Here is a 25,253-nt window from a genome sequence, read left to right as displayed (position 1 = left end):
GGGGAACCATGGACACTCCACTACCGCCGCAGGTCGGCGACGCCCTCACCCGGTTCCTCCTCGAACAGCGGCGCATCGCCCCCGGCCTGGTCAGCCGCGCCGTGGTCACCGGTTCGGCTGCGACCGGCGACTGGCACGACGGCGTCAGCGACATCGACGTGGTGTTCGTCGTCACGCGCGACCCCAGGGACGACCTCCCGGCCCTCGCCACCCTCCACGCGGAGTCGTCGCCGCACATCGACGGCGTCTACCTGACGGAGTCGGAGATCGCGCGCGGCCCGGAGTCGGTGCAGTCGGCGCCCCAGGTGGTCGAGGGCGTGCTCGTCTCGGCGCTGGCGGGCGGGCAGCTGAGCTGGGTGACCTGGCGGGAGCTGGAGGACGGCGTGCAGGGCATCGCCGACGGCGGCGACGTGATCTGGACCCCGGCGGCCGACCGCCATCCCGGCACGGCCACGGGCATCATCGCGCACTCGCGCGCGAACCTCGTCGACTACTGGGACCCGATCGGCGACAGCGCGGAGGCCGAGCTCGCCGGCCGCGCGGAGGGCGACATCGTGCGCTCGGAGACCGTGCGCTGGCTCGCGCTCGGGCCGATCCGGCTGGTGGAGACGATGGAGACCGGGCGCATCGTGTCGAAGACCGCGGCCGCCCGCGCCGCCGCCGAACGCTGGCCGGAGCACGCCGCGCTGCTCGACCGCGCCGTACTCGACCGCGCCGGCGAGCGCCAGACGTTCACGACCGCCGACGCCCGCGAGTCCATCGCCCTCCTCCGCGCCTGCGTCGCCCTCGCGCGCGCCTGACTGGTCACCCACACGCACCGAGGGGCACGTCGTTGTCACTCTCCGGGCGGAAAAGTGACAACGACGTGCCCCTCGGCACTGGTTCGGGGTCAGACGCGGGAGGCTTCGACCACCGCGCGGGCCGCGGCGAGGCCGGCGGTGAGGTCGGCCTTCAGGTCGTCGATGTTCTCGAGGCCGACCGAGAGGCGCACCAGGCCGGGCGTGACGCCGGCGGTGAGCTGCTGCTCCGGGGTCAGCTGCGAGTGCGTCGTCGACGCCGGGTGGATGACCAGGCTGCGCACGTCGCCGATGTTCGCCAGGTGGCTGAACAGCGACAGGTTGTCGACCAGCGCGGCGCCGGCATCCACACCGCCCTTGAGCTCGAACGAGAGCACCGCGCCGACGCCCTTCGGGGCGTACTTGTTGGCGGCGGCGTACCAGGGGCTGGTCGGCAGGCCGGAGTAGTTGACCGACGCGACGTCGGGGTGCGCCTCCAGGAACTCCGCGATCTCCTGCGCGTTCTGCGTGTGGCGCTCGACCCGCAGGGACAGCGTCTCGATGCCCTGGATGAGCTGCCAGGCGCTGGCCGGTGCGATCGCCGAGCCGAGGTCGCGCAGCAGCTGCACGCGGGCCTTGATGATGTAGGCGAGGCCGTCGCCGACCGCCGCGGTGTAGACCGCGCCGTGGTACGACGGGTCCGGCTGCGTCAGGCCGGGGAACTTCTCGGCGTTCTTCGACCACTCGAACTTTCCGCCGTCGACGACCACGCCGCCGATGACCGTGCCGTGGCCGCCCAGGAACTTGGTGGCCGAGTGCACGATGATGTCGGCGCCGTGCTCGAACGGGCGGATCAGGTACGGCGTCGCGATCGTGTTGTCGACGATCAGCGGCACACCGGACTCGTGCGCCACCCCGGCGACGAGCTCGATGTCGAGGATGTTGATCTTCGGGTTGCCGATGGTCTCGGCGAAGAACAGCTTGGTGTTCGGGCGCACCGCGCGGCGCCACTCCTCGGCGTCGTCCTGGTTCTCGACGAAGGTGGTCTCGATGCCGAGCTTGGCGAGCGTGTACTTGAAGAGGTTGTACGTGCCGCCGTAGATGGAGCTCGACGAGACGATGTGGTCGCCGGCCTGGGCGATGTTCAGCACGGCGAAAGTCTCCGCCGCCTGGCCCGACGCGACGAGGAGGGCGCCGGTGCCCCCTTCGAGCGCGGCGACGCGCTCCTCGACGACCGCCTGGGTCGGGTTCTGGATGCGCGTGTAGATGTTGCCGAACTCGGCGAGCGCGAACAGGTTCTTCGCGTGCTCGGCGTTGTTGAACACGTAGGACGTGGTCTGGTAGATCGGCGTGGCGCGCGCGTTGGTCACCGGGTCGGGTGCAGCACCGCTGTGGATCTGCTTGGTCTCGAACTGCCAGGTGGCGGCATCGGTCATGGCGTGAGCTCCTCGTTCGGGTGATGGCTTTGCTCGGCTGGGGCACCGTTCGGTGGTCGGTAACACGCTAGACTCGCGGCCCCGCGTGGGCAACGCTGCCGAAACATGCCGTAACCCGTGAGAATAGGCAGCATGAGCAGCAGACGTGTGGTCGTGACGGGAGCGAGTTCGGGGATCGGGGCGGCGACGGTCCGCCTGTTCCGCGAGCGGGGCTGGGAGGTCGTCGGCGTCGCCCGCCGCCAGGACCGCCTCGACGAGCTCGCCGCCGAGACCGGCGCCGACGTCTTCGCCGCCGATCTGACCCGACAGGAGGATGTCGACGCGCTGCGCGACCACCTCGCGGCGACCGGTCCGATCCACGCGCTCGTCAACAATGCGGGCGGGGCCAAGGGCCTCGACTCGGTCGAGGCCTCCAGCATCGACGACTGGGTGTGGATGTTCGAGATCAACGTCCTCGGCACCAAGCGGGTGATCAGCGCTCTGCTGCCGCTGCTGCGCGACGGAGCCCGGGAGTCCGGCCACGCCGACATCCTGAACCTCACCTCGATCGCCGGTCACTCGGCCTATGTGGGCGGCGGGGGCTACAACGCCGCCAAGTTCGCCCAGCACGCGCTCACCGAGGTGTTGCGGTTGGAGCTGAACGGCGAGCCCATCCGTGTTGTCGAGGTGGCGCCGGGGATGGTCGCCACCGAGGAGTTCTCGCTCGTGCGGTTCGGCGGCGATCGGGAGCGTCGCGACGCGGTCTACGAAGACGTGCCAGAGCCGCTCACCGCCGACGACATCGCGGAGACCATCGTGCACGCCCTGGAGCTGCCTCGCCACGTCGACCTCGACCTGATCGTGGTGAAGCCGGTGGCGCAGGCGGCCTCGCACCGGTTCGCCAAGGGCCCGCTGAGGGTCAAGGGCTGAGGATCACGGACTGAGAGGCGGAGGCGGAGGGCGCCGGGACGGACATGTCGGACGAGGCGAAGCGCAAGCGGTGGGAGGCGGCCACGGTGTGGCCGGGCATCCTCGCGAGCGTCGCGTTCCTTGTCGCGTACTCGTGGACCGTGCTCGATCCGCTGATGCCGCAGAGCCTCTACCGGGTGCTGATCTGGTTGCTCGCGCTCATCTGGGTGGCGTTCCTCGTGGACTACATCGTGCGGCTGCGGCTCGCGGGCGACAAAGGCGACTTCGTGCGCCACAACATCGTCGACCTGCTCTCGGTGCTCATCCCGGTCGCGCGGCCGTTCCGGTTGATCGTCGATCTGTTCCGGATGCCGAGCCTGCGCGGCAACTCGGGCAGTCACCTGCGGCGGCGCATCCTCATCATCGCCGGCACGTTCGTGCTGATGTTCATCTACGTCATCTCGCTGGCGGTCTACCAGGTGGAGCGTTACGCCCCCGGCTCGAACATCCACTCGTTCGGCGACTCGCTGTGGTGGGCCTGCGTCACGATGGCGACCGTCGGCTACGGCGACTACTACCCGGTGACGCTGACGGGGAGGCTGCTGGCGGTGGTGCTCATGATCGGTGGAATCGCGATCGTCGGAACCGCGAGCGCCACCATCGTGAGCTACCTCAACGAGCAGACGCAACAGGCGAGGGAGCGGCGGGCGCAGGAGCACGAGCACCAGCACCAGCACCAGCACCACGAGGCGGACAGCGACGACGATCCGCGGCCGGATCGCAGCACCCGCTGACGCCGCCGCCGTAACACTGCGCCGTGCAGCTCCGCGCTCCAGGAGAATGAACCTATGGAGTGGCAGACCTCGGCGGATACGGCACCCTCGAGCTTCATCACGGAGGCTCAGGCGCGATCGCTGCTGGGCAAGCCTCCGGCGAGCGGGGCCTGGAAGGAATCCGACCCCGAGGGCGCACGGCGGTTCGCCGGCATCGGCGCGTTCGCGTTCGAGAGCGGCGAGACCCTCCCCTTCGTGCGCGTCGCCTACGAGACCTGGGGCGAGCTGTCGCCGGAGGCCGACAACGCCGTGCTCGTGCTGCACGCGCTCACGGGCGACAGCCACGCCATCGGGGCCTCCGGCCCCGGGCACCCGACCGCCGGCTGGTGGCAGGGCGTCATCGGGCCAGGCAAGGCGATCGACACCGACCGCTGGTTCGTCGTGGCGCCCAACATGCTCGGCGGCTGCCAGGGCACCACCGGCCCCGCCTCGATCGCGCCGGACGGCGCCGAGTGGGGCCCCCGGTTCCCGTTCACCACCATCCGCGACCAGGTGAACGCCCAGGCCGCCTTCGCCGACGCGATCGGCGTCGGCCGCTGGGCCGCCGTGGTCGGAGGATCGATGGGCGGCATGCAGGCGCTCGAATGGGCCGTCTCCTTCCCCGACCGCGTCGAGCGGCTGGCCGTGATCGCCGCTCCCCCGTTCTCCACCGCCGACCAGATCGCGCTCAACTCGGTGCAGATCGAGGCCGTGCGCACCGACCCGCTCTTCCACGGCGGCCTGTACTACGACGAGAAGGACGGCGAGGGGCCGCATCGTGGGCTGGCGCTCGCCCGGAGGATGGCGCTGCTCAACTACCGCAGCCCGTCCGAGCTCAACGAGCGGTTCGAGCGCGCGTGGCAGAGCGAGATCAGCCCGCTCGGCGGCGGAGGCCGGTTCGCCGTCGAGTCGTACCTCGACTTCCACGGCAACAAGTTCACGCGCCGCTTCGACGCGAACAGCTACCTCACCCTCGTCGAGGCGATGAACTCGCACGACGTCGGTCGCGGACGCGGCGGGCTGGCCGCTGCGCTCGCACGAGTGACCGCGCGCACCCTCGTGGTCGGCATCGACAGCGACAGGCTGTTCCCCGTCGAAGGACAGCAGCTCATCGCCTCCCACCTCCCGGAGACGATCGACGGTAGAGTTCCGGTGGTGATCCGCTCCGATTTCGGTCACGACGCGTTCCTGATCGAAGACGATGCGATCACCGGGCAGCTGAGGAGGCTGTTCGAGGCCTGAGGGGAACGGAGGGGCATGTCGCGCATCCAGAAGGAGCGTGATCGGCTTCTCGCCACCACCGCCCGCACCGTCGGACTCACCGCCACCGCGACGACGCTGTTGACGCTGAGCGTCCCCGGCACGATTCCGCTGCCCCTCTATTTCGCGTCGCTGGTCCTGCTGGCCTGCATGGGGGTGGCGCAGTTCCAGCTCACGACGCTCGCACGGCTGACAGTGTGGATGTGCGTGATCGTCGTCGCCGGTGTCGGGATCATCCTGCTGAACCTGCTGCCGGGCGTGCAGCTCGGACCGTCGGCGGTCACCACGATCGGCGTGATCGGCGCAGTGGGTGTCGCCTGCGTGTCGCTGCTGGGGCCGACCTCCCGTCGCCGCACCCTGGTGACGATCCTCGCGGGCGCCGTGACGCTCGGCGCCAGTGTGACGACGCTCCTGGTCACCGGGTCGCGTCTGGTCGAGATCCTGATCTTCGTCGCCGCGGGCTGGGTCGCCCTCACCGCCACCGGCGTCTGGCTGGCCCGCACCGTGCCCCGCGCGCTCAAGCGCATCTCGACCATGAGCCGCGCCTACCGTGTCGAGCGTCAGGCCAGCGAGACGGAGGCACGACGCCGCCAGGGCGCGCGGCTCCTGCACGACACGGTGCTCGCCACGCTCACGCTGCTCGCCCACTCCGGTGTCGGCGTCGGCGTCGGCGCCCTGCGCGAGCAGGCCGCGGAGGACGCCGCTCTGCTGCGCCAGCTGCGCCTCGGCTTCACACCCGACCCGACGCGATCCGGCGACTACCGTCTCAAACCGGTCGAGGAGTCCACGCTCGGCAACACCCTGGAGTCGGTGAAGCAGCGCTTCCGGCGGATGGGGCTGGAGGTCAACTGGCACGGCGCCGGCCAGGTGCTGCTGCCGAGCGACGTCCTCGACTCGTTCCTGCTCGCCCTCGGCGAATGCCTCGAGAACGTGCGCAGGCACTCCGGGGTGAACGAGGCCCACGTGACCATCACGGACGACGAGACGACGGTGCGTGCGATGGTCACCGACGCGGGCAAGGGATTCGACGTCGCGAGCATCGAGGAGGGCAGGCTCGGCTTCACCGAGTCCATCGTCGCCCGCCTGCGCGACGTGGGCGGCAATGCCCGACTGTTCTCGTCGCCCGGCAGCGGGACGACCGTGGTGCTGGAGGTGCCCAAGTGACCCCGGACGACCGCACCATCCCGATGGCGCGTGGGCTGCTCGGCTCCCGCCGGTCGGGGACGGTCGGCTCCGCCGCCCTGCCGCGCGGGCGGCAGGAACGTGATGCGCTCGGCCGGGCGCGCCTCGACCTGGGGTTCAACGTCGCATCGATCGCGCTCATCGCCTCCCTGTTCGCGATCATGGTGATCACAGTGCCGGAGTATCCCGATCTCCCGTTCACGCTGGCGGCCTGGGGCGTGCTGGTCGTCACCCTGGTGACGGCTCTCGTCCTCCGCTTCCGGCTGCCCGACCTCCTGCCGACCTGGCTGTTCGCCGCCGCCCTGGTGCTCTGGGCGGGCGTCGTGGGGCTCGATGTCGTGGGCACGGCGTCGCCGTCGACGTGGATCCCGCTCACGGCCGCGGCCGCGGTCGGTCCGGCCTTGCTGCTCTGCGTTCCGGTGCGGCCGGCCCGTGACATCGTCATCGCGACAGCGGTGCTCGGCCTCGTGCTCGCTGGACTTCTCCTGTTCCGTTCGGTGGACGACCCGCAGATGCTCGGACCGGGCATCGCCACCGTGGCCATCGCGATCGCGCCTCCCCTGGTCGGCATGCAGATCGTGCGTTCGCTCAGCACGCTGGTCCAGCTGGAACTCGACCTCGTGCAGGTGCAGAGCACCGTGTCGTCCCCCGGCTACGCGGTCGGCATGATGGCCTCGGAGGAGCTCGCGCGCCTCGACCTGGCCGCCGAGCGGCTCCTCGACGGCGTCGCGACCGGTCGCACCGCCCTTCCGCTCGACGAGGCCACGGCCGACACCGCGGCCAGCATCGCCACCGAGCTGCGGCTGCACCTCATCCAGGGTCGCAAGGAGACCTGGCTGTACCACGCGGTGACCGAGTCGGCGCTGCTCGGCCCCACCGTGACCCTGACCGACCCTGACGGCCTCGCCGCCGGGCTCACCCGCGACCAGCGCGACGGCCTGCTGACCGCCGTGTGGCTGCTGATCAGCGACCCGGTGCGCTCGGGAGCGGGCCAGGCCCGCACGCTCAGCCTCGACATCGAGCGCGCAGCCGGGCCGCAGGTCGCTGCGGGCTCCGCCGTGGCCTCCGGCGCCACCATGTCGATCGTGATCACGACCACCGGTGTGCCGCGAAACGGGGTAGACCCTGCGGCGTGGCAAGCTATCCGTAAGGTGGGACGGCATATCGAGTCGTTCTCCGACTCGGCGCTCCGCATCGAGATCACCACCGTGAGCGACACAACGGCCGAGCTGACCTGATCCCAGCCGACCACCCGTAGGAAGAAAGGCTGCTCATGAGCGAGGCTCCCCCCATCAGAATCGCGATCGTCGACGATCACAAGATGCTGCTCGGTGCCCTCACCGAGTGGATCCGCGGCGCAGCGGACGACATCCGCATGGTCGCGGCCGTCGCCAGCTGGCCCGAGTTGCTGACCCACCCCGAGTTCCCCGTCGATGTCGTCCTGCTCGACCTCGACCTCAAAGACAACATCCCGATCTCGCTCAAGCTGTCGACGTTGAAGACGACGGGTGTGCGAACGGTGCTGATGAGCACCTACTCGGAACCGGCCGTCGTTCGCGAGGCGCTGGCCGCCGGCGCGCTCGGCTACCTGGTCAAGAGCGAGGACGCCGAGATGATCGTGGAGGCCATCCGTGCAGCGCGCAAGGGTGAGTCGTTCATCTCGGCGGAGCTCGACCTGGCGCTCAACGCCGGCGAGCTCGGCGGCGCGCCGAAGCTCAGCGCGCAGGAGCGCCGGGTGATGGCGCTCTACGGCGCCGGCGAGCCGGTGAAGGCGGTGGCGTTCCAGCTCGGGATCTCGGACGAGACCGCCAAGAGCTACCTCAAGCGCATCCGCGAGAAGTACCGCGTCGCCGGGTACGACGTCGGCACGAAGGTGGCGTTGCGCAAGCGCGCCATCCAAGACGGCATCCTGCTGCAGAACGACTGACGCGCAGCCGACGGGCCGCGTGTCGGGACACGTCGCCTGTTCACGGGGTTGAAACGTCACAGTCGAAACGATTCGATAGACTGACCTGGTGAACCCGGTTATCGACGGGCCGACGCAGCTGTCGTCGGCCCGTACTCGTCTTGCGCTGCTCGCCCTCGCCCTCGGCGGTTTCGGCATCGGCTCCACGGAGTTCGTCGCGATGGGCCTGCTGCCGAACATCGCCCACGACCTGTTGCCGCAGCTGTACGCGGCCTCCCCCACCGAAGCGAACGCACAGGCGGGCTGGATCATCTCGGCGTATGCGCTCGGCGTCGTCGTCGGTGCGCCGACCATCGCCGCGGTCGCCGCGCGATGGCCGCGCAAGAAGCTGCTGCTCTGGCTGCTGGTCGCGTTCACGGTGGGCACGGTCGCCTCAGCGCTCGCGCCCACCTTCCAACTCGTGCTCGTCGCCCGGTTCGTGTCGGCGCTGCCGCACGGCGCGTACTTCGGCATCGCCTCCCTCGTCGCCGCATCACTGATGGGCCCGGGCAAGCGCGGACAGGGCGTCGCCTTCGTGCTCTCGGGGCTGACCATCGCCAACGTGATCGGCGTTCCGTTCATCACCTGGATCGGGCAGACCCACGGCTGGCGGATCGCCTACCTGGTCGTCGCGGTGATCTTCGCCCTGACGTTCGCCGCCGTCGCCCTGCTGGTGCCGTGGCAGGCCGGCGATCCCGCGGCAACGCTGCGCAACGAGCTGCGGGCCTTCACCCGGCTGCAGGTCTGGCTGGCGCTCCTCATCGGCGCGATCGGCTTCGGCGGCTTCTTCGCCGTGTACACCTATGTCGCCCCGATGGTGACGACGGTCACTGGGCTGTCGGCCTCCGCCGTGCCGCTGGTGCTGATCCTCGTCGGCGTCGGCATGACCGTCGGCAACATCCTCGGCGGCCGCCAGGCGGACCGCAGCGTCGAGCGCGGGATGCTGCTGTTCTTCGGCGTGATGCTCGCGGGCCTCGCCGCCCTGTTCTTCACCGCGTGGAGTCTGGCCGGCCTGCTGATCTCGATCTTCGTCATCGCCGCCGCAGCGTCGGCGCTCTCGCCGATGATCCAGACACGGCTGATGGATGTCGCGCACGACAGCCAGTCGATCGCCGCAGCCCTCAACCATTCGGCCCTCAACATCGCGAACGCGTCCGGCGCCTTCCTGGGCGGCCTCACGATCGCGGCAGGCTTCGGCTACCTCTCGCCGATCCTCGTCGGCATCGTCCTGGCCGTCGCCGGCATCGCGCTCGCGCTCGTGTCGTTCGGCATCGACCGCTCCCGCACCCGCCGCGGGGTGGACACCGGTGTGGTGCACGCCCAGCGCCCCGACCCCGTCCCGATCGACTGACCTACCGAGGCTTCAGGACTTGCGCGCAGGCCTTCATTAGTACGGAGCGTGCAGCCGAGCCATTGCCCTCCAGTCCCGACAGGGCCACCGAGGTAACCCCTTCGGGGGTGTCTACACACCACAAACTCTGTATGTATGCTCATGGAGTTACAAGAATCTTGGGGGTTCCTTGAGCATTCCTGACCTCAACACTGAGGGATTGCTTCCCGAAGGTCGCCATCGAGCCACGCTTCAAGAGCTCGAAGCGACATTCGTGACGAATGCGCCGTTTGCCGAGCGCAGGCGTTTGATCTTCGACGCCTTCAGCGTGTGGCTGAGGCAGGTGAGCGAGCTTCTTCCTGGTCATCGATACTGGGTAGATGGAGGCTTTGTGACCCATAAGCCTTGGTCTGCCCCAAAAGACATTGACGTCGTTTTGCTGGCACGGCAGATTGAACTGAATCAGCTCTCCCCGGACGAACAAGATTCTCTGTCACATTTGATGACGGTCAACGCCTCGGGACGACGCATCCAGCCAATGAACGGCTTGGTGGATGCGTTCGTGGCGATTCGTGAGGAACCCGAGTCAGCGCCGTATTGGCACCGCACCTGGTCTGCAGTTCGCGCCGAAGACGGGGGCACGAGGGACAATGTCTCTAAGGGCTACCTGGAGGTGGTTGCATGAGTCCCGAATCAACGCTTGAGCGTGAACTCCGTCGGGCTTGGCACGCCTCGTCGGGCAACGATTTCGCCTCCCGTCTCGCAAGGTCGTCACTCGAGGCTTCGGCGAGCCAGGTCCCCGAACTCGAGCAGGCGCTATTCGAGCTTAAGAACGGATTCCAAGCCGAGTTAGACGTTCACCTCTCGGGCGAGGGAGTCATCGACCACGAGACAGACGCATACAGTTTTGCTGAGTTCGTAAGGGGGATCGCTGACGCGGTCAAGGAAGTTTCCAAGCAGGCGATGGGTCGTCAGCGTTTGAGATCGCCTCTCCACATAGTTGCGCCTGCGCCCGGATCGGTTCACTTGGTGCTTCGCGTACCCCCGCCTCGTGAGGAAGACGGCAGCATTGTCGAAGCGCGCACAGAGTCTCAGCACTCGTTGTCGCTCGGGATTGTGGCAGCCGTGCTTGCGCGCGCCGGGACATCGGGCAACGAGGAGAGCTTCTCTTTACTTGGAGGAATGACGAATCAGCTCCCGACCAAGGCGCATGCCGGCCTGCGTCGCGCGGCCAAAGCCATTTCGAGAACGAACTGGGACGTAGAGGGGGAGCTAAAACGCCCGCAATCGGATGCCCTCAGGCTTGAGCTCGGCCGGCCAGGAGCCTTGGCACTGCTTGACGCCCTAGACGCCAAAACGAACGAGGAGGACGTTGCGACATTGCGCGGTCGTGTGGACGGCCAGCGACGTTCAGTGGGCGCTATGTGGTTCCTCCCTGACAACGCCGGTCCAATCGAGGCAGCGATCGTGGATCCTGATCTGATCGATCCGATTGCTCACTTTTCGGCCGAAGAAACCCCAACCGTCGCAACGTTTAAGGTGGTCCGCTGGATCCCCGCTGGCACGAATGCGCGGACGCGACAGACGTACGTCCTGACCGAGATCCGACAAGACGATCCGCCCGCGCGATTAGATGGGATCGAGTAGGACTCAGGCCCGAACCACGTTGCAGTCGTGTGCCCAACTTTCCGACGCCGAAGGGCACAACAACGTGCCCCTCGGCGTCAGGTCCTGAGCGTCAGCGGGACTGGGCCTCGAAGAATTCGGTGACGTCGACGTCGTCGTCTGCCGGATCCTGGCGGCGGAAACCGGTGCGGATCGCCCCGGCGACGGCGAACAGCACCGCGCCGAAGAGCGTTCCGGCGACCAGCACGAGCACCGGCAGGTAGATCGGCCACCCGTACGCCAGCACGTAGTAGCCGATCGTGAAGGCGACCGGGTCCACTACTCCGCCTCGCCCCGCTCCAGTGCAGCCTCCAGCCGCTCGACCTTGCCATCGATCTCGCCGCTGTAACCCGGGCGGATGTCGGCCTTCAGCACGAGCGAGACCCGCGACCCGTAGGCGCCGACGGCCTCCGTGGCCCGTCGGACGACGTCGAACACCTCGTCCCACTCCCCCTCGATCTCGGTGAACATCGACGAGGTGCGGTTCGGGAGGCCGGACTCCCGAACGATGCGGACAGCCGCCGCGACGGCGTCGTGCACGGACGCGTCCGGCCCCTCGCCCCCGCTCGGCGCCACCGAGAATGCGACCAGCATGTGTCCTCCTTCGTCCGGCGCCCGGCGCGACCCGGGCACACCTCCCAGTCTAGGAGCGTGCCCGTCGGGCGCGCCCCCTCAGCCCGCCTCCCGCACCGGCACCGGGTGCGCGTCGGGCGCCGCGCGGAACGGCCAGGCGTGCGCCGGGAGGAGGTCGCCCGCGGCCTCGGCCGCGTGACGCTTACGCCAGAGAGCGCCGATCGTCCAGCCGAGGATGACGAAGTACATGAGATTGCGCACCGTCAGCACCGCCACCATGATCGGCAGCGGGATGAGGAGGCCGTCGTAGAGGTACGGGTAGATCACCTGGGTGAGCGTCGCGGTGACGAGGACGAGCACAGCTGGCGTCTTGAACCCGCGGCCCTGGTAGACCAGGCCGATGATGACCGGGGCGGCGAGCCAGGTGATGTACTGCGGCGAGCCGACCTTGTTGAACGCGATGAACGCCGTCACCAGGGCCAGTGAGAGCTCCGGCAGGATGCGCGTGTACGGCGTCCCCCGCCGCAGCGAGCGGATGCCGATCAGGGCGACCACGATGGCCGTGAGGCCGAACAGCGGGTTCATCAGCGAACCGGCCGCCACCGTTCCCTCGCCGGTCACCTGGAACGTGAGCAGGTCGCGATCGTAGTAGACGACGGCCCCCGGCACGTGGAACGCGGCCTGCCACATCCAGAACGTCGCCACGGGCGCCTCGATCTGGATTCCGCGCCCGGTCTGCATCGTGATGAAGCTGAGCACGTGGAGGCCGGCCCCGAAGATCAGCGGCACCGCCACGATGATGGCGCTCGTGATCGCCCCTGTCGCGACGATCCGCCAGCGGGACTTCAACGCGATCACCGCCGCGAGGAGGATGGCGGCCGGCCACACCTTGATCCACGTCGCGACCGTCAGCACGACGACGGCCGCGCGCTCGTGGAGGGTCAGCCAGAGCACCCCGACGATGGCGAGCGCCGCCGAGACCGAATCGAGCCGTCCGACCGCGATCGGGCCGAGCAGCAGCAGGAACGCCAGCCAGAACCAGCCGGCGACCAGTCGGCGCGGCTCCCGGCCGACGATGAGGACGGCGAAGGCGGCGGCGTCGAGCAGCAGCACCATCGTCAGCCAGCCGCCGACATAGTTGTCCGCCCCGAACAGCAGGGGCAGCATCACCGGGACGATGGCGGCGAACGGGTAGACCCAGTCCGCGTTCACGCCGACGATCTCGGTGCCCTGCGCTGCGAGCTGCGCCCACGGCTTGTAGACCCACATCACGTCGCCCAGGCCCTTGCCCTCCGTGAGCGCCAGCCCGCCGACGACCAGGTGGACGACCAGGAACCCGATCCACAGGCTCAACGGGCTCGAGGCGAGACGGCTGAGGGTGGTTCCGGGGAGGAGTCCCGCGATGGACCGCGCGCCGTCCGGTCGGGCGGCCACGCGGGCCGGACCCTGGACTCCGGCGGGTGCACCGATCCCGGAGGCCGCACTCGATTCGCTGCTCGCAGCGCCCGTCCCCCCGGCGTCTATCCCCATGGGGCCTCATCCTAGGGGACGTACCCGAACCCGAAGCTGCGGCCGGCGCCCCGCCGCGTGCGAGGTCGCTCAGCTTCCGGCGAGCAGCCCGCGCAGCACGGCGGGAACAGCCTCCGCCACGTCGAGGGCGACGACGGGCCCGCCCTGCGACGCGCTCTCGCCCGCCCGGCCGTGCACCCAGGCCGCGGTCGCGGCCAGCGCCGCCAGCGCGTCGTACCCGTGCTCGGCCACCGCGGCGGCATGGGTGGCGACCAGCGCCCCGAGCACACCGCCGAGCACGTCCCCGCTTCCGGCGGTCGCCAGCCAGGCGGGTCCCGCCGTGACGGTGATGCGGGGGCGGCCGGGGGCGACGACGTGGGTCGTGTGGCCCTTGAGCAGCACTGTGACGCCGAGCGCGGCGGCGGCACGCTCGGCCCACCCGCCGGGGTCGGCGCGGATCTCCTCAGCGCCCGGGGTCGGCGCGCCGCCGCCCGCAGCGGCGAGGGCCACCGCCAGCTCGCGATAGTGCGGGGTGATCACGACAGGGCCGGCGGCACGGGCCACCAGGTCGAGCGCTCCCGCGTCGATCACGAGCGGTGTGCCGTCGTCGAGGGCGGCGGCCAGCCGGCGGGCGTCGTCGTCGCTGCGGTCGTCCGCCGACATCCCCGAACCGATCAGCCAGGCCTGCACCCGCCCGGGAGCCGACACGATCTCCGGGCGACGGCGCAGCACCTGCTCTGTCGCGTGCGGCGCCCCGAGGTAGCGGATCATGCCGACGCCGGTGCGGGCGGCGGCCTCCGCCCCGAGCACCGCGGCGCCCGGATACCGGGCCGAACCGGTGACCATCCCGAGCACGCCGCGCGAGTACTTGTCGTCGTCCGCTGTCGGCACGGCGATCCAGGCCTTGGCGTCGCCCGCCTCCCATGCCGTCGGCTCCGCGGTCCGCCGTTCCTCCGGCTCACGATTGTCGTCCATCGCACCTCCTCCGCCCACGATAGATTCAAGGAATGAGCATCTCCATCCCCGGAAGGGTGGTCGTCTTCGACTACGGCGAGGTCATCTCGGTCACTCCGAGCGAGGCGGACCGCACAGCACTCGCGGGGATCGCGGGCGGCGACGCCGAGCAGTTCTGGCCGGCCTACTGGCGGCACCGCAACGCGCTCGACCAGGGAACGCTGACGATCCAGCAGTACTGGCGCGGCATCGAGCGCGAGCTCGGCGAGAGCTGGGAGGACGCGACCATCCACCGGTTGTGGCTCGCCGATTTCCGCAGCTGGTTGACCATCGACCACGACACGCTGCAGGTCCTCCTGGATCTGAAGGCGGGAGGCACCCGCCTCGCCCTGCTGTCGAACGCTGGCCGCGACTTCGGGTCCTACTTCCGGCACGGAACGCTCGGTGATCTGTTCGAGCAGGTGTTCGTCAGCGGCGAGCTGGGGACCGTGAAGCCGAGCGCCGACATCTTCGAGCACGTGATGGCCGAGCTCGGCGTGACGCCGGAGCAGACCGTCTTCATCGACAACAAGGCCGAGAACGTGGAGGGCGCAGTGGCCCTCGGGATCGCCGGGCACGTCTACACGTCGGCTGCCGACCTGCGGGCATATCTGCAGGGCTTGGCGGCTTAGGACCTGTATGACCTCCCTCTTCGACCCGATCACCCTGCGCGGCGTCACCGTCCGCAACCGCATCTGGACATCCCCGATGTGCCAGTACTCCGTGCTCGACGAGTCGGGCGTGCCGCAGACCTGGCAGCTCGTGCATCTCGGCTCGCTCGCCGCCGGTGGCAGCGGCATCGTGTTCACCGAGGCGACCGCGGTGAACCCCGAAGGCAGGATCTCGCCCCGCGACACCGGCATCTGGACGGACGAGCAGGCGGAGGCCTGGCGGCCGATCGTGGCGTTCGTCGCAGATCAAGGCGCGATCCCGGGCATCCAGCTCGGGCATGCGGGCCGCAAGGCCTCCACCTGGCCTGCGTGGGGCTTCGAAGACCGCCACGGCTCCGTCCCTGTCGAGGAGGGCGGCTGGGCGGCCGTCGCACCCTCGGCGGTCGCGTTCGGCGACCTCGCGGTGCCCGCCGAGCTCGACCTCGCCGGCATCGACGCGATCGTCGACGACTTCCGTTCTGCGGCGCGCCGCTCGGTCGATGTGGGATTCCGCATCCTCGAGCTGCACGCCGCTCACGGCTATCTGCTGCACCAGTTCCTCTCGCCGATCGCCAACCACCGCACCGACGAGTACGGCGGCTCGCTCGAGAACCGGGCGCGCCTGCTGCTGCGGATCGTCTCGGCGGTGCGCGACGCGATCGGCGACGAGGTGCCGCTGTTCGTCCGCTTCTCCGGCAGCGATTGGACGCCGGGAGGCTGGGACGAGCAGCAGACCGCCACCGTCGCGGCGTGGGCGCAGGAGGCCGGGGCCGACTTCTTCGACATCTCCTCCGGCGGCATCCAGACCGGTGTGCGCATCCCCCTCGAGCCCGGGTACCAGGTGCCTTTCGCCGAGCACGTGCGCAGGTCGGCCGAAGTGGATGTGAGCGCCGTCGGCCTGATCACGACGCCGCAGCAGGCGGCCGACATCGTCGAGAACGGCAGCGCGGACGCCGTGATGCTGGCGCGCGAACTCCTGCGCGACCCGCATTTCCCGTTGCGGGCCGCGCACGAGCTCGGTGCCACGATCGACTACTGGCCTCCGCAGTATCTGCGGGCCCGCTGGCGATCGTGAGTGCGGTGGCGCCCTTGGCTCACATCGGCGTATTCGGCTGGGTCAGGCAGAGGTAGTTGCCTTCGCTGTCCTGGAACCAGGCCGACTTGCCCTGGTCGTCGGTCGCGACTCCGTTCTCGGTCTTCAGGCCGGGGAAGTCGTAGTCCGCGAAGACGACGCCCCTGCCGCGCAGGTGCTCCATCTCCGCCCCGATGTCGTCCACCAGCCAGCACATCGCGGTGTTCTGGGCGGTGCCGGCGTTGGCGGTCTCGTAGATGTAGATCCAGGAGTCCCCGCCGGTGCGGTATCTGGCCCCCTGTTCGCTCTGGTCCTCCGGCTCGAGTTCGAGCTTGTCGCGGAACCACGCGGTGGCGCGCGACAGGTCCGAAGCAGGAAGGACGGAGTACGTCTTGCTCGACGACAACATGAGAATTCCTCCTCTTCTTTCCGCCCAGCATGGTACTCCTCGGCGGGTCGCGCCGCCCCCTGGACCGCGCGGTCCACTCGGCCGCACAGCGAACGGCTGCGCCGGTTCCTCGGCCTGGCTGAGTGATAACGGAAAGGCCCGCTCAGCGGCGGCGGGTGGCGTCCTGCACCTCGCCGACGAGCTCCTCGATGATGTCCTCGAGGAACAGCACACCGGCGGTCGCACCCTCGGCGTCGACCGCACGCGCCAGGTGGCTTCCCGTGCGGCGCATGCTCGCCAGGGCGTCCTCCAGATCGCTGTCGACGAAGACCGTCACCAACCGGCGCACCCGCTTGGCGGGCACCGGGAGGTCGAACCCGGTCTCCTCCAGGTCGAGCACGTCCTTCAGGTGCAGGTAGCCGGTCGGCTCGCCGTCGGCGTCCGGAACGACGTACCGCGAGAAGCCGTGCTTCGCCACCGCCTTCTCGACGTCGGCCGGAGTCGGCGAGGCGGGCAGCGAGACGAGCGTCTCGGACCTCACCATGGCATCGCGCACCTTCTTCGCGGTGAACTCGAACGCGGCGGTGAGCGCGCCGATCCGGTCCGTCAGCACGCCCTCCCTCGTCGACTGGCTCACGATGGTCGCCACCTCGTCGAGCGTGAAGGTGCTCGCCGCCTCGTCCTTCGGCTCCACCCGGAACAAGCGCAAGACGCCGTTCGCCGTCGCATTCAGGGCGACGATGATCGGCCGGACCGCCCGCCCGACGCCGACGAGCGGGGGCGCGAGGAGCAGCGCTGCCCGATCCGGCATCGAGAAGGAGATGTTCTTCGGCACCATCTCGCCGAACACGACGTGCAGGAACGACACCACGACCAGGGCGATGACGAACGCGACCGTGCCGATCACGTCCTCCGACCAGCCGGTCGCCGCGAGCGGGGCCTCGAGCAGGTGGTGGATCGCCGGCTCGGAGACGTTCAGGATCAGCAGCGAGCAGACGGTGATGCCGAGCTGTGTCGTCGCGAGCATCAGCGTCGCGTGCTCCATCGCGTACAGCGCCGTCTTCGCGCTGCGCTTGCCGCGCTCCGCGAGCGGCTCGATCTGCGAACGGCGTGCGGAGATCACCGCGAACTCGGCCCCGACGAAGAAGGCGTTCACGAGAAGGAGCACCACCAACCAGGCGATACCTGCCCAGTCGCTCATGAGGCACCTCCCGTCGGCGGCTCATCCGGGTCGGGCGTGAAGCGGATCCGGTCGACCCTGCGGCCCTCGAGCCGCTCGACGCGGAGGGTCCCGCCCTCGATCGCGACCTCGTCGCCGACTTTCGGGAGGCGCCCGAGCTCGTTCATGACGAAGCCCGCCACCGTCTCGTACGGGCCGTCCTCCGGGACGGTCACCCCGGCCTGCTCCTGCAGCTCGTCCGGTCGCAGAATGCCGGGGAAGGTGATGGAGTCGCGCCCGCGCACCACACCGGCGCGCGTGCGGTCGTGCTCGTCGGCGACCTCCCCGACGATCTCCTCCACGAGGTCTTCCAGCGTGGCGATGCCGGAGGTGCCTCCGTACTCGTCGACGACGACGGCCATCTGGTAGCCGCGACCGCGCAGCTCGCCGAGCAGCGTGTCGAGGCTCATGGTCTCCGGCACGCGCAGCGCCTCCGTCTGCAGTGCGGAGACGGGGACGCGGGCACGACGCTGCCGCGGAACAGCCACGGCCTGCTTGACGTGGACGAAGCCGACGACGTCGTCCACGTCCTCGTCGACGACGGGGAACCGGGAGTATCCCGTGCTGCGCGCCAGGCCGATCACGGTCTGCGCTGGGTCCGTTCGCTTGACGGCCTCCACCCGGGGACGGGGCGTCATCACATCGGAGGCCGTGCGCGACGAGAACGCGAGGGTGCGGCTCAGCAGCGTCGCCGTATCCGCCTCGAGCACGCCCGCACTCGCCGAACGGCGGACCAGCGACGAGAGCTCGTCGGCCGTGCGCGCCGCCGAGAGCTCCTCCTTCGGCTCGATGCCGAGCATCCGGAGGAACCCGTTCGCGGTTCCGTTGAGGACGATGACGAACGGGCGGAAGACCGTCGTGAACACCGTCTGGAACGGGATCACCAGCTTGGCCGTCGCCAGGGGAAGCGCCAGGGCGAAGTTCTTGGGGACGAGCTCGCCGAGGATCATCGACAGGAGGGTCGCGACGGCGATCGCGACGACCGACGCGATCGGCACCACCGCGGCCCCGGGGAGCCCGAGAGCCGTGAGGGGGCCGCGCAGCAGCGAGCTGATGGCCGGCTCCATCGTGTAACCCGTGAGCAATGTCGTCAGAGTGATGCCGAGCTGGGCGCTGGAGAGATGCGTGGAGGTGATTTTGAGGGCGGCGATCGTCATGGTCAGCCGGCTCTCGCCGCGTGCGCGCCTGGCCTCCAGGTCGCCCCTGTCGAGATTCACCAGCGAGAACTCGCTGGCCACGAAGAGTCCGGTGCCGATGGTGAGCAGGAGTCCGATCCCCAGCATGATCCACTCAGAGAGCATGGCGATCACCCCGCTCGGGGAGACTCAACGGATGGAATGGGCTGGCAGAAGGAGGGTCGTCCATTTCGCGAGTCAGTATAGCGGCGCGGGCGGGGGAAACGCCGGGATCCCACGGCGGACCAGCGATTCCCAGCCCGTGCATCGATTCGCCACAGGGCGCCCGAAGCGACCGGCGGCATCCTCTCGGCTGAAGCCCACCGAGAGGAACCGCACATGAGCACCATCGCACCGAACCCGGGCCAGCCTTGGCAGCCGGCGCCGCAGCAGGCCGCGCCGCAGCAGGCCGCGCCGCAGCAGGCCGCGCCGCAGCAGGCCGCGCCGCAGCAGGCCGCTTACGGACAGCCCGCGCCGCAGTACGCCCCCCAGCCGTCGTACGTCCACGACGGGGCGGCCGCCCAGCCGAAGCCGTCGCACGGGAGCGTCCTGCACAGCTGGCCCACGTGGGCGCAGAACACCGCACTGGCGGTCGGGGCGGTCGCCGTGCTCGTGGTGGTCTTCTTCGCGGGCTATTTCACGGCCAACGCACTCGAGGGCGGCCGCACCGGCTTCGGCACCGGCCAGAACTTCACTCCGCGCCAGTTCGGCGGTAACGGCAACGGGTTCGGCGGCCAGTCCGGCAACGGGTTCGGCGGCCAGTCCGGCAACGGCTCGGGCGGGCAGTCCGGCACCGGCTCCGGCGGGCAGTCCGGATCCGGCAACGGCTCCTGAGCGACGCTGCGCGCCGACGCGCTACCAGCTGACGGGGAGGGCCTTGCCCTCCTCGTAGCCGGCCGCAGACTGGATGCCCACCAGAGCGCGGTCGTGGAACTCGGCCACGGTGCGCGCGCCGGCGTAGGTGAACGAGCTGCGCAGGCCCGTCGTGATCATGTCGAGCAGGTCCTCCACCGACGGCCGCTGCGGGTCCAGGTAGATGCGCGAGCTCGAGATGCCCTCGGCGAACAGCGTCTTGCGGGCCCGCTCGAACGCGTCGAGCCGCTCGAACCGGCCCGTGACCGCCTTGGTGGAGGCCATCCCCCAGCTCTCCTTGTAGAGCGCCCCACGCTCGTCGGAGACGAGGACGCCCGGCGCTTCGATCGTGCCGGCGAACCACGAGCCGATCATCACAGAGGCACCGCCGGCGGCGAGCGCGAGCGCGACGTCCCGCGGGTACCGCACGCCGCCGTCCGCCCACACGTGGGCGCCGAGCTCTCGCGCCGTCGCGCTGGTCTCGAGCACGGCCGAGAACTGCGGGCGGCCGACCGCCGTCATCATGCGGGTCGTGCACATCGCGCCCGGGCCGACGCCGACCTTGAGGATGTCCGCACCGGCGGCGACCAGGTCGCGCACGGCCTGCTCCGTCACCACGTTGCCGGCGACGATCGGAAGCCCGAGGCCCAGCCCCTTGACCGTGTGGATGGCGCGGCGCATCCCGTCCTGATCGCCGTGCGCCGTGTCGATCACCAGCACATCGACGCCGGCGGCGGCGAGGGCCTTGGCCTTGGCTGCCACGTCGCCGTTGATGCCGACGGCGGCCGCGACGCGCAGCCGGCCGTGCGCGTCGAGGGCTGGCGTGTAGATCGTCGAGCGCAGAGCGCTCGTGCGGCTCAGGGTGCCGACGACGCGACCGTGGTCGAGGACCGGCGCGAACGACAGTCCCGCGGCCTCCATCACGTCGAACGCGGCACGACCGTCGGGGAGGTCTTCGGCGTCCAGCGCGGTCAGCGCGCCGTGCAGCAGGTCGCCGATGCGCGCGTCGGGCAGCGCCGACCCGAGCTGCACTGCGGCGAGGCAGCCGAGGTAGCGTCCGTCGTCTTCGCTCACCACGACGCCGTGCCCCTCGACCGGCGGCACCCGGCGGAGCACGTCGGCGACCGTCTCGTGCGGGAGGGCGGCATACGGGGTGTCGAACGCGACCGGTTGCGCCTTGACCCAGCGGATCGCCTCGTCGAGGTCTTGCAGGTGCATGTCCTGCGGCAGGACCCCCAGACCTCCGCGCCGGGCGAGGGTGGCGGCCAGCCGCTTGCCCGTCACCGAGTTCATGTTCGCCGACACGATCGGGATCGTCGCCCCGGTGCCGTCCTCCGGCGCGAGCGAGACGTCGAGACGGCTGGTCACGTCCGAGCGCGACGGCACCAGGAAGACGTCCGAGTAGGTGAGATCGTGGCGCGGGGTCGTGGCATAGAACTGCATGAGAATAACGGTATCCTCCCGAGTCGGACGGACGCACCCGGTCGCCGATGGGATTAGGCTTGATGCTCGGATGGAGACGGGCGGTCGACGGCCGCCCGATCGTAACGAAATCAACGGAGAGAGTGGGCGATCGGCTGTGTCGAGCCAATTGACCGGTGTGGGAACCGACGACGGATCGTCGGGTGAGTTCGGAGCCAACGAATGGCTCGTGGACGAACTGTACGAACAGTTCGTCCACGACAGGAACTCGGTCGACAAGTCGTGGTGGCCGATCCTGGAGAGCTACAAGCCGACCGTGAAGGAGGGCGAGGCGTCGACGCCGAGCGAGACCCCCGCCCCGACCCCCGCCGAACCGGGCGTCCCCACCCCGAGCGAGCCGACGGTCCCCGCTCCCAGCGAGCCGACCGTTCCGTCGACCCCGGCTGAGCCGGCCCCGACCCCTGCCCCCGGTGCCCCGCAGCCGCCGGCGGCACCCGCCGAGTCGGCCGAGTCCGCCGCCGGCTCGGAGCCCCGGCCGGTCACCACCCCCATCCCGATCATCGGAGCGCAGCCGGTGGCGCGCACCACCTCGATCGCGCCGAAGCCCCAGCCCGTGCCCGCCGACGCACCGGTCACCTCCCCGAACGCCACCGTCGAGGCGGCGGAGGAGGACAAGGTCACCCCGCTGCGCGGCATGTCCAAGTCGCTGGCCACCAACATGGACGCCTCGCTCACCGTGCCCACCGCGACGAGCGTCCGCACCGTCCCGGCCAAGCTGATGATCGACAACCGCATCGTCATCAACAACCACCTCAAGCGCGCCCGCGGCGGCAAGGTGTCGTTCACGCACCTGATCGGCTGGGCGCTCATCCAGGCGCTCAAGGACTTCCCGAGCCAGAACGTCTACTACGCGGAGGTCGACGGCAAGCCGTCGGTCGTCGCCCCGGCACACATCAACCTCGGCATCGCGATCGACCTGCCCAAGCCGGACGGGACGCGCGCCCTCCTGGTGCCGAGCATCAAGCGCGCCGACACGATGCGCTTCGGCGAGTACCTGGCCGCCTACGAAGACCTGGTCTCCAAGGCGCGCAGCAACAAGCTCACCGCCGCCGACTTCGCCGGCACCACGATCTCGCTGACCAACCCGGGCGGCATCGGCACGGTGCACTCGGTCCCGCGTCTGATGAAGGGCCAGGGCGCGATCATCGGCGCCGGCGCGCTCGAGTACCCCGCCGAGTTCCAGGGCTCCAGCGAGAAGACCCTCGCCGGCCTCGCCATCGGCAAGACGATCACGCTCACCAGCACCTACGACCACCGCGTCATCCAGGGCGCCGGCTCGGGCGAGTTCCTCAAGATCGTCCACGAGCTGCTGATCGGCAAGCGCAACTTCTACGAGGACATCTTCGCCGAGCTGCGCATCCCCTACATGCCGATCCACTGGAACCCGGACATCTCGGTCGACCTGGCGAGCGCCGTCGACAAGACCGCCCGCGTGCAGGAGCTCATCAACTCGTACCGGGTGCGCGGCCACCTGATGGCCGACATCGACCCGCTGGAGTACGTGCAGCGCACGCACCCCGACCTCGAGATCGAGAGCCACGGCCTCACCTTCTGGGACCTCGACCGCGAGTTCGTCACCGGCGCGTTCGGTGGCGACAAGCGCAAGATGAAGCTGCGCGACATCCTCGGCGTGCTGCGCGACTCGTACTGCCGCACGGTCGGCATCGAGTACATGCACATCCAGGACCCGGCCCAGCGCAAGTGGTTCCAGGACAAGCTGGAGCGCCCGTACGAGAAGCCGAACCACGACGAGCAGCTGCGCATCATGGGCAAGCTCAACGAGGCGGAGGCCTTCGAGACCTTCCTGCAGACCAAGTACGTGGGCCAGAAGCGCTTCAGCCTCGAGGGCGGCGAGTCGACCATCGCCCTGCTCGACACCATCCTGCAGGGCGCCGCAGAGGCCGGCCTCGACGAGGCCGCCATCGGCATGGCCCACCGCGGCCGGCTGAACGTCCTGACCAACATCGCGGGCAAGACCTACGGCCAGATCTTCCGCGAGTTCGAGGGCACGCAGGACCCGCGCACCGTGCAGGGCTCCGGCGACGTCAAGTACCACCTCGGCACCGAGGGCACCTTCAAGGGTGCGGACGGCGCGGAGATCCCGGTGTACCTCGCCGCCAACCCGTCGCACCTGGAGGCCGTGGACGGCGTCCTCGAGGGCATCGTCCGCGCCAAGCAGGACCGCCGCCCCGCCGGCACCTTCCTCACCTTGCCGATCCTCATCCACGGCGACGCGGCGATGGCCGGTCAGGGCATCGTGGTCGAGCAGATGCAGATGTCGCAGCTGCGGGCCTACCGCACCGGCGGCACCATCCACGTCAACATCAACAACCAGGTCGGCTTCACCACCCCGCCCGCCGAGGGCCGCACGTCGGTCTACTCGACCGATGTGGCGAAGACCATCCAGGCTCCGATCTTCCACGTGAACGGCGACGACCCCGAGGCCGTCGTGCGCGTCGCCCAGCTCGCCTTCGAGTACCGTCAGGAGTTCAAGCGCGACGTCGTGGTCGACCTCGTCGCCTACCGCCGCCGCGGCCACAACGAGGGCGACGACCCGTCGATGACCCAGCCGCTGATGTACAACCTGATCGAGGCCAAGCGCTCGGTGCGCCGCCTCTACACCGAGGCTCTGGTCGGTCGCGGCGACATCACTGAGGAGGAGTACGAGGCCGCGCACGCCGACTTCCAGGACCGCCTCGAGCGCGCCTTCATGGAGACGCACGCAGCGCAGACCAACTCCATGCCCATCATCACGCAGGGCGAGTCGGCCGCAGATCTCGAGCATGCGATCGTGCAGCAGGACGACAACGACAACGTCGGTGAGCCGGAGACCACCGCGGTCAGCGCGCAGGTCATCCAGCTCATCGGCGACGCCTTCAACAACCCGCCGGCGGGCTTCACGGTTCACCCGAAGCTGCAGCAGCTGCTCAACAAGCGCAGCGACATGAGCCGCAACGGCGGGATCGACTGGGGCTTCGGCGAGCTGCTCGCCCTCGGCTCCGTCCTGCTGGAGGGCACCCCGGTGCGCCTCGCCGGCCAGGACTCCCGCCGCGGCACGTTCGTGCAGCGCCACGCGGTGCTCCACGACCGCGCGAACGGCCAGGAGTGGCTGCCGCTGGCCAACCTCAGCGACAACCAGGCGAAGTTCTGGATCTACGACTCGCTGCTGAGCGAGTACGCGGCCATGGGCTTCGAGTACGGCTACTCGGTCGAGCGGCCCGACGCCCTGGTGCTGTGGGAGGCGCAGTTCGGCGACTTCGCCAACGGTGCGCAGATCATCATCGACGAGTTCATCTCGTCGGCCGAGCAGAAGTGGGGCCAGCGCTCGTCGCTCGTCCTGCTCCTCCCGCACGGCTACGAAGGCCAGGGACCCGACCACTCCAGTGCGCGCATCGAGCGCTACCTGCAGCTGTGCGCCGAGAACAACATGACCGTCGCACGCCCGTCGACGCCGGCGTCGTACTTCCACCTCCTGCGCCGCCAGGCGTACGCGCGGCCGCGCCGCCCGCTGGTGGTCTTCACGCCGAAGGCGATGCTGCGACTGCGCGGCGCGTCGAGCGACGTGGCCGACTTCACGAACGGCAAGTTCGAGCCGGTCATCGACGATGCGCGGATCACCGACAAGGCGGCCGTCAAGCGCGTGCTGTTCATGGCGGGCAAGCTCTACTACGACCTGCTGAACGAGCTGGAGAAGAACCCGAACCCCGAGATCGCTCTCGTGCGGGTCGAGCAGTACTACCCGCTTCCGGGCGCCGAGCTGAAGGCCGTGGCCGACTCCTACCCCAACGCCGAGCTGGTGTGGACGCAGGACGAGCCGGAGAACCAGGGGGCCTGGCCCTACATCATCCTGGAGACCTCCAAGCTGGGCCCGCGCCCGATCGGCGTGATCTCGCGACCGGCGTCGGCTTCGCCGGCGGCGGGATCGGCCAAGCGCCACGCGCAGGAGCAGTCGGTGCTCATCCAGCGCGCGCTGACCCTGTAGGCAGCGCCAGGCGAGAAGCCCCGGTCCGTGATGGACCGGGGCTTCTCACGTCCCGTGGGTCCGT

The 25,253-nt window shown here is 69.6% G+C and carries 23 protein-coding genes; 14 read left to right on the top strand and 9 right to left on the bottom strand.

The features are described from left to right. The first annotated feature begins 8 nt into the window (after positions 1-8). The gene (locus tag KNO15_RS16445) at positions 9-800 is read left to right on the top strand and encodes a nucleotidyltransferase domain-containing protein (protein ID WP_241704883.1); all 792 of its coding nucleotides are present in this window, start codon (positions 9-11) and stop codon (positions 798-800) included. An 89-nt stretch (positions 801-889) separates the two neighbouring features. Here the strand turns inward: KNO15_RS16445 and KNO15_RS16440 are convergent, their stop codons facing one another. Continuing rightward, positions 890-2,212, bottom strand: coding sequence for a bifunctional o-acetylhomoserine/o-acetylserine sulfhydrylase (locus KNO15_RS16440; RefSeq protein WP_241704882.1), 1,323 nt, complete (start codon positions 2,210-2,212; stop codon positions 890-892). 132 nt (positions 2,213-2,344) lie between these two features. On the opposite strand from KNO15_RS16440, the gene KNO15_RS16435 reads away from it, so the two are divergent. The 9 genes from KNO15_RS16435 (at position 2,345) to KNO15_RS16395 (ending at position 11,276) form a co-directional block, all read left to right on the top strand. Then, the gene (locus tag KNO15_RS16435) at positions 2,345-3,121 is read left to right on the top strand and encodes an SDR family oxidoreductase (protein ID WP_241704881.1); all 777 of its coding nucleotides are present in this window, start codon (positions 2,345-2,347) and stop codon (positions 3,119-3,121) included. 44 nt (positions 3,122-3,165) lie between these two features. Further along, positions 3,166-3,894: a potassium channel family protein gene (locus KNO15_RS16430; protein ID WP_241704880.1), complete on the top strand. Its 729-nt coding sequence runs from the start codon at positions 3,166-3,168 to the stop codon at positions 3,892-3,894. A gap of 54 nt (positions 3,895-3,948) precedes the next feature. Next, positions 3,949-5,154 carry a homoserine O-acetyltransferase MetX gene (gene metX / locus KNO15_RS16425; RefSeq protein ID WP_241704879.1) on the top strand — a complete coding sequence of 402 codons (1,206 nt, stop codon included), beginning with the start codon at positions 3,949-3,951 and terminating at the stop codon, positions 5,152-5,154. Positions 5,155-5,169: 15 nt separating this feature from the next. After that, positions 5,170-6,336 carry a sensor histidine kinase gene (locus KNO15_RS16420; protein WP_241704878.1) on the top strand — a complete coding sequence of 389 codons (1,167 nt, stop codon included), beginning with the start codon at positions 5,170-5,172 and terminating at the stop codon, positions 6,334-6,336. After that, positions 6,333-7,592 carry a hypothetical protein gene (locus tag KNO15_RS16415; RefSeq protein WP_241704877.1) on the top strand — a complete coding sequence of 420 codons (1,260 nt, stop codon included), beginning with the start codon at positions 6,333-6,335 and terminating at the stop codon, positions 7,590-7,592. Before KNO15_RS16420 ends, KNO15_RS16415 begins: the two co-directional genes overlap by 4 nt. Before the next feature lie 35 nt (positions 7,593-7,627). Then, complete coding sequence (locus tag KNO15_RS16410; RefSeq protein WP_241704876.1) at positions 7,628-8,281, top strand: response regulator; 654 nt, start codon at positions 7,628-7,630, stop codon at positions 8,279-8,281. Between the two features lie 88 nt (positions 8,282-8,369). Beyond that, a complete protein-coding gene (locus KNO15_RS16405; protein WP_241704875.1) occupies positions 8,370-9,650 on the top strand; it encodes an MFS transporter in 1,281 nt (426 codons plus the stop codon). A gap of 169 nt (positions 9,651-9,819) precedes the next feature. After that, complete coding sequence (locus tag KNO15_RS16400) at positions 9,820-10,314, top strand: DUF6932 family protein (protein WP_241704874.1); 495 nt, start codon at positions 9,820-9,822, stop codon at positions 10,312-10,314. Beyond that, the gene (locus KNO15_RS16395; RefSeq protein ID WP_241704873.1) at positions 10,311-11,276 is read left to right on the top strand and encodes a hypothetical protein; all 966 of its coding nucleotides are present in this window, start codon (positions 10,311-10,313) and stop codon (positions 11,274-11,276) included. Before KNO15_RS16400 ends, KNO15_RS16395 begins: the two co-directional genes overlap by 4 nt. Positions 11,277-11,367: 91 nt before the next feature. On the opposite strand, the gene KNO15_RS16390 is transcribed toward KNO15_RS16395, so the two are convergent. The 4 genes from KNO15_RS16390 to KNO15_RS16375 form a co-directional block, all read right to left on the bottom strand. Continuing rightward, on the bottom strand, positions 11,368-11,574 hold the full coding sequence (locus KNO15_RS16390; protein ID WP_241704872.1) for a hypothetical protein: 207 nt from the start codon (positions 11,572-11,574) through the stop codon (positions 11,368-11,370). Then, positions 11,574-11,888: a thiamine-binding protein gene (locus tag KNO15_RS16385; RefSeq protein ID WP_241704871.1), complete on the bottom strand. Its 315-nt coding sequence runs from the start codon at positions 11,886-11,888 to the stop codon at positions 11,574-11,576. The genes KNO15_RS16390 and KNO15_RS16385 overlap by 1 nt, the downstream gene beginning before the upstream one ends. 78 nt (positions 11,889-11,966) lie before the next feature. Next, positions 11,967-13,397: a hypothetical protein gene (locus KNO15_RS16380; protein WP_241704870.1), complete on the bottom strand. Its 1,431-nt coding sequence runs from the start codon at positions 13,395-13,397 to the stop codon at positions 11,967-11,969. Between the two features lie 69 nt (positions 13,398-13,466). Continuing rightward, the gene (locus KNO15_RS16375; protein ID WP_241704869.1) at positions 13,467-14,351 is read right to left on the bottom strand and encodes an ADP-dependent NAD(P)H-hydrate dehydratase; all 885 of its coding nucleotides are present in this window, start codon (positions 14,349-14,351) and stop codon (positions 13,467-13,469) included. A gap of 32 nt (positions 14,352-14,383) precedes the next feature. Between KNO15_RS16375 and KNO15_RS16370 the strand changes: the two genes are divergently transcribed. Next, on the top strand, positions 14,384-15,001 hold the full coding sequence (locus KNO15_RS16370) for an HAD family hydrolase (RefSeq protein ID WP_241704868.1): 618 nt from the start codon (positions 14,384-14,386) through the stop codon (positions 14,999-15,001). 7 nt (positions 15,002-15,008) lie between these two features. Next, positions 15,009-16,094: an NADH:flavin oxidoreductase/NADH oxidase gene (locus tag KNO15_RS16365; RefSeq protein ID WP_241704867.1), complete on the top strand. Its 1,086-nt coding sequence runs from the start codon at positions 15,009-15,011 to the stop codon at positions 16,092-16,094. A 19-nt stretch (positions 16,095-16,113) separates the two neighbouring features. Here KNO15_RS16365 and KNO15_RS16360 read toward each other — a convergent pair whose 3' ends face one another. From KNO15_RS16360 to KNO15_RS16350, 3 genes are all read right to left on the bottom strand, one after another. After that, positions 16,114-16,500 carry a VOC family protein gene (locus KNO15_RS16360; protein ID WP_241704866.1) on the bottom strand — a complete coding sequence of 129 codons (387 nt, stop codon included), beginning with the start codon at positions 16,498-16,500 and terminating at the stop codon, positions 16,114-16,116. Between the two features lie 142 nt (positions 16,501-16,642). After that, a complete protein-coding gene (locus KNO15_RS16355; protein WP_241704865.1) occupies positions 16,643-17,680 on the bottom strand; it encodes a hemolysin family protein in 1,038 nt (345 codons plus the stop codon). Continuing rightward, a complete protein-coding gene (locus KNO15_RS16350) occupies positions 17,677-18,999 on the bottom strand; it encodes a hemolysin family protein (protein ID WP_241704864.1) in 1,323 nt (440 codons plus the stop codon). The genes KNO15_RS16355 and KNO15_RS16350 overlap by 4 nt, the downstream gene beginning before the upstream one ends. Before the next feature lie 213 nt (positions 19,000-19,212). On the opposite strand from KNO15_RS16350, the gene KNO15_RS16345 reads away from it, so the two are divergent. Then, a complete protein-coding gene (locus tag KNO15_RS16345) occupies positions 19,213-19,707 on the top strand; it encodes a hypothetical protein (RefSeq protein WP_241704863.1) in 495 nt (164 codons plus the stop codon). A gap of 21 nt (positions 19,708-19,728) precedes the next feature. Here the strand turns inward: KNO15_RS16345 and KNO15_RS16340 are convergent, their stop codons facing one another. Then, positions 19,729-21,168, bottom strand: coding sequence for a GuaB1 family IMP dehydrogenase-related protein (locus KNO15_RS16340; RefSeq protein ID WP_241704862.1), 1,440 nt, complete (start codon positions 21,166-21,168; stop codon positions 19,729-19,731). A gap of 136 nt (positions 21,169-21,304) precedes the next feature. Between KNO15_RS16340 and KNO15_RS16335 the strand changes: the two genes are divergently transcribed. Further along, positions 21,305-25,189, top strand: a complete 3,885-nt coding sequence (locus KNO15_RS16335; RefSeq protein WP_241704861.1) for a multifunctional oxoglutarate decarboxylase/oxoglutarate dehydrogenase thiamine pyrophosphate-binding subunit/dihydrolipoyllysine-residue succinyltransferase subunit — start codon at positions 21,305-21,307, stop codon at positions 25,187-25,189. Positions 25,190-25,253: the final 64 nt, after the last annotated feature.

It is taken from the genome of Leifsonia shinshuensis (assembly GCF_022606355.1).
GTDB lineage: Bacteria > Actinomycetota > Actinomycetes > Actinomycetales > Microbacteriaceae > Leifsonia > Leifsonia shinshuensis_B.
The sequence above is the reverse complement of the archived record's forward strand: the minus strand, read 5'-3'. Positions and strand labels throughout refer to the sequence as shown.